The organism is Streptomyces sp. ADI95-17 (genome assembly GCF_003846175.1).
GTDB lineage: Bacteria > Actinomycetota > Actinomycetes > Streptomycetales > Streptomycetaceae > Streptomyces > Streptomyces sanglieri.
The window spans coordinates 25,437-29,209 of record NZ_ML123053.1 but is presented as its reverse complement, the minus strand read 5'-3'; the positions used below and the strand labels follow the sequence as shown (position 1 = coordinate 29,209).

The window sequence follows — 3,773 nt, the reverse complement described above, 5'->3', positions numbered from 1 at the left end:
CGCCTGCTCGACGATCACGTGCGCGTTCGTGCCGCTGATCCCGAAGGAAGAGACGCCCGCACGGCGCGGCTCGCCCGTCTCCGGCCAGGTGACCGGCTCGCTGACCAGCTCAACGGCCCCTGCCGACCAGTCCACGTGGGAGGACGGCTCGTCCACGTGCAGGGTCTGGGGCACCACACCATGGCGCATCGCCATGACCATCTTGATGACGCCCGCGACACCGGCGGCGGACTGCGTGTGACCGATGTTCGACTTGATCGAGCCCAGCAGTAGCGGCCGGCCCTCGGGGCGCTCCTGGCCGTAGGTGGCCAGCAGTGCCTGCGCCTCGATGGGGTCGCCGAGCGTCGTACCCGTACCGTGCCCCTCGACGACGTCGACCTGCGTCGGGGAGAGCCGGGCCCCGGACAGCGCCTGGCTGATGACGCGCTGCTGGGACGGGCCGTTGGGGGCGGTCAGACCGTTGGACGCGCCGTCCTGGTTGACGGCGGAACCGCGGATGACCGCGAGGACCTCGTGGCCGTTGCGGCGCGCGTCGGAGAGGCGCTCCAGGAGCAGCAGGCCCACGCCCTCGCCCCAGCCCGTGCCGTCCGCCGCCTCCGCGAACGCCTTGCACCGGCCGTCCACGGCGAGGCCGCGCTGACGGGAGAACTCGACGAAGACACCGGGGTTGGACATGACGGTGACGCCGCCGGCGACGGCCTGGGTGCACTCGCCCGAGCGCAGGGCCTGGATCGCCCAGTGCAGCGCGACCAGCGACGACGAGCACGCGGTGTCGACCGTCACCGCAGGCCCTTCGAGGCCCAGGGTGTAGGAGACGCGGCCGGAGAGGACGGATGCCGCGTCGCCGGTCAGGGCGTGCGCGTCCGAACCCGGGGCGGCCCCTGCACCGATGCCGTAGCCCTGGGTGGAGGCTCCGATGAAGACGCCGGTGCGGCTGCCGCGCACGGAGAGCGGATCGATGCCGGCGCGCTCCAGCACCTCCCAGGTGGTCTCCAGGAGGAGCCGCTGCTGCGGGTCCATCGCCAGCGCCTCACGCGGGCTGATCCCGAAGAGGCCCGGGTCGAACTCGGCGGCGTCGTAAAGGAATCCGCCCTGGTTCGCGTAGGAGGTGCCCACGTGATCCGGGTCGGGGTCGGGGTCGTACAGCTTCTCAAGGTCCCAGCCGCGGTCCGTGGGGAACTCCGCGACGGCGTCGCCACCGGACGCCACCAGTTCCCACAGCTGCTCCGGGGAGCGCACGTCACCGGGGTAGCGGCAGCTCATCGCGACGATGGCGACGGGCTCCGACTCCTCCGACTCGGCATGGCGAAGCCGCTGGCGCGTCTGCTGGAGCTCGGCGACCACCCGTGCCAGGTAATCGCGCAGCTTCTCTTCATCCGCCATCAGTACATCGCTCCCGTGAGTCGTGCAGGAATGTTCGTGCTTGTCACGTCAAGAGATCCCGAGGTCGTTGTCGATCAGGTCGAACAGCTCCTCGTTCGTCGCGGACTCGAGCCTCTCCGCGGCGTCCGTCCGGTCCCCGGGCCCGTGGGTCTCGTTGAGCCTGGACAGGAGGGATTCCAGGCGCATGACCACCCGTACGCGCCCGATGTCGTCGTGTGCGCGGGCGGCGAGGACCTGTTCGAGGCGGTCGAGTTCTGCGCCGGGCGGCAGATCGCCCTCCGTGTCCTGCAGGATCTCCTTCTGCAGGTGGCTGGCGAGCGCGGCCGGCGTCGGATGGTCGAACACGGAGGTTGCGGGCAGCCGCAGGCCGGTCGCGGCGTCGAGCCGGTTGCGCAGTTCGACCGCGGTGAGCGAGTCGAAGCCGAGTTCGCGGAAGGCCCGGCCCGGCTCTACGCCGTCCGGCGTCGCATGCCCGAGCACCGTCGCCGCGTGCTCCCGCACCAGGTCGAGGAGCAGCCGTTCCCGGTCGGCCTCGGCCAGCACGGTCAGTTCAGCGCGGAGCGTGTGTACCTCGGCCGTCTCCTCGGCCCGGCCCGTGTCCGGAGCCGCCACCGCGGCCCTCACCTGCGGAATGTCGCCGATCAGGGGGCGTTCGCGGGCCATGGTGAAGACGGGCGCGAAACGCTCCCAGTCGACGTCGGCCACCACCACGGACGTGTCGTCGTTCTCCAGGGCCTGCCGCAGCGCGGTCATGCCCGTCTCCGGCTGGATGAGGCGCACGCCCTGGCGGTCGAGGAGGATCTTCGCGTCATCGCTGACCATGCCGCCGCCGGCCCACGGGCCCCACGCCACCGACAGGGCGGGCACGCCCTCGGCCCTGCGCTGCTCGGCGAGGGCGTCCGTGTAAGCGTTGGCCGCCGCGTAGGCGCCGTGGTCGCCGACGCCCCAGATCGCCGAGACGGACGAGAAGTAGACGACCGCGTCGAGGCTCTCCCGGCCGAGGAGTTCGTCCAGGTGCCTGGCCCCCGCGACCTTCGCCGACGCAATGTCCGCGAAGAGGACGTCGTCCGTCACCGCCAGGGGCGCGAGCACGCCGACTCCGGCGGCGTGCACGACGGTGCGCACCACGTCGCCGTCCGCGGCGAGCTTCTCCAGGAGCGCGGCCACCGCCGCGCGGTCGGTCACGTCGCACGCCGCAACGGTGACCCTGGCGCCCGACTTCTCGATGTCCACGACCAGATCGTCGACGCCTGCGGCCTTGCCACCGCTGCGGCTGGTGAGAACGACGTGCTCGGCCCCGTTGCCGGCGAGCCACCGCGCGACATGGCCACCGAGCGCGCCGGTGCCTCCGGTGATGATCGAGGTGCCCGACGGCTTCCAGGGCCTAGCGGGCTCCGGACCGTCGAGCGGAGCGGGCACCACGCGCCGGGTGAGCACACCGGCCTCGCGCACGGCCACCTGGTCCTCGTGGTCGGTACGCGCGAGAACGGACACCAGGCGGTTCAGCGCGGTCGCGTCCACCCGCTCCGGCAGGTCGACCAGGCCGCCCCACAGCTTCGGGTGCTCCAGCGAGGCGACCCGCCCGAGCCCCCACGTCTGGGCCTGCGCCGGCCGTGCGAGGACGTCGGAGCGGCGTACCGAGACAGCGGTCCGCGTGGCACACCACAGGGGCGCCTCAAGACCCAGCTCGGTCATCGCGCGCAGCAGGGCCAGCACGGCGAACGAACCGACGGGCAGCGCACCGTGCACGGGGTGCGGCCGCTCGTCGAAGCTGAGCAGCGACAGCACTCCGGAGAGCGTCCCCGGCTCGGCGACCGCTTCGCCGAGCCGCTCGGCAACATCCTTCACGGTGTCCCTGCCGCCGTCCACGAGCAGCACGACCACGTTCGCGCCGTGCTCACCGAGCACCGTCGCGCAGTCGGTCAGGGCGGTGCTCGCGGCATCCGCCTCGGGCACCGCGAGCACCCACGTCCCGTTCAGCAAGGGGGTCTTCTGCGCGGCCGTGGCGCCCGAGGTGCCTTGGGTGCCCGCATCCGCGAGCGGCTGCCACGTCACGCGGTACCGCCATCCGGCGACGGCCGAGTCCTCGCTGCGCTTCCGGTGCCAGTTGGAGAGCGCGGGGAGCACGCTCGCCAGAGAGGACTCTCCGCTGTCCGCGAGGTCGAGGGTCCTGGCCAGCTCGTCCACGTCGCCGCGCTCGACCACGCCCCAGAACTCGGCGTCCACCGGGTCCTGTCCACCATCCGCCCGGGCGGCCACCGGTACGGGCGCAGCGCTCGGCCAGTAGCGGTCGTGCTGGAAGGCGTAGGTGGGCAGGTCCACGCGGCGGGCGCCGGTGCCGGCGTAGTACGCGTTCCAGTCAACTGCCCTGCCGCGTACGTGGAGTTCGG

2 protein-coding genes are annotated in these 3,773 nt (G+C 72.4%); both read right to left on the bottom strand.

Annotated elements, in window-relative coordinates; genetic code table 11:
* Window positions 1-1,383: type I polyketide synthase (locus EES42_RS39480; RefSeq protein WP_206433812.1), on the bottom strand; the 1,383-nt coding region annotated here is incomplete at its 3' end.
* A 48-nt stretch (window positions 1,384-1,431) separates the two neighbouring features.
* Window positions 1,432-3,773 (bottom strand): SDR family NAD(P)-dependent oxidoreductase (locus EES42_RS39475; RefSeq protein ID WP_164495496.1); only part of this gene is annotated, 2,342 nt, incomplete at its 5' end.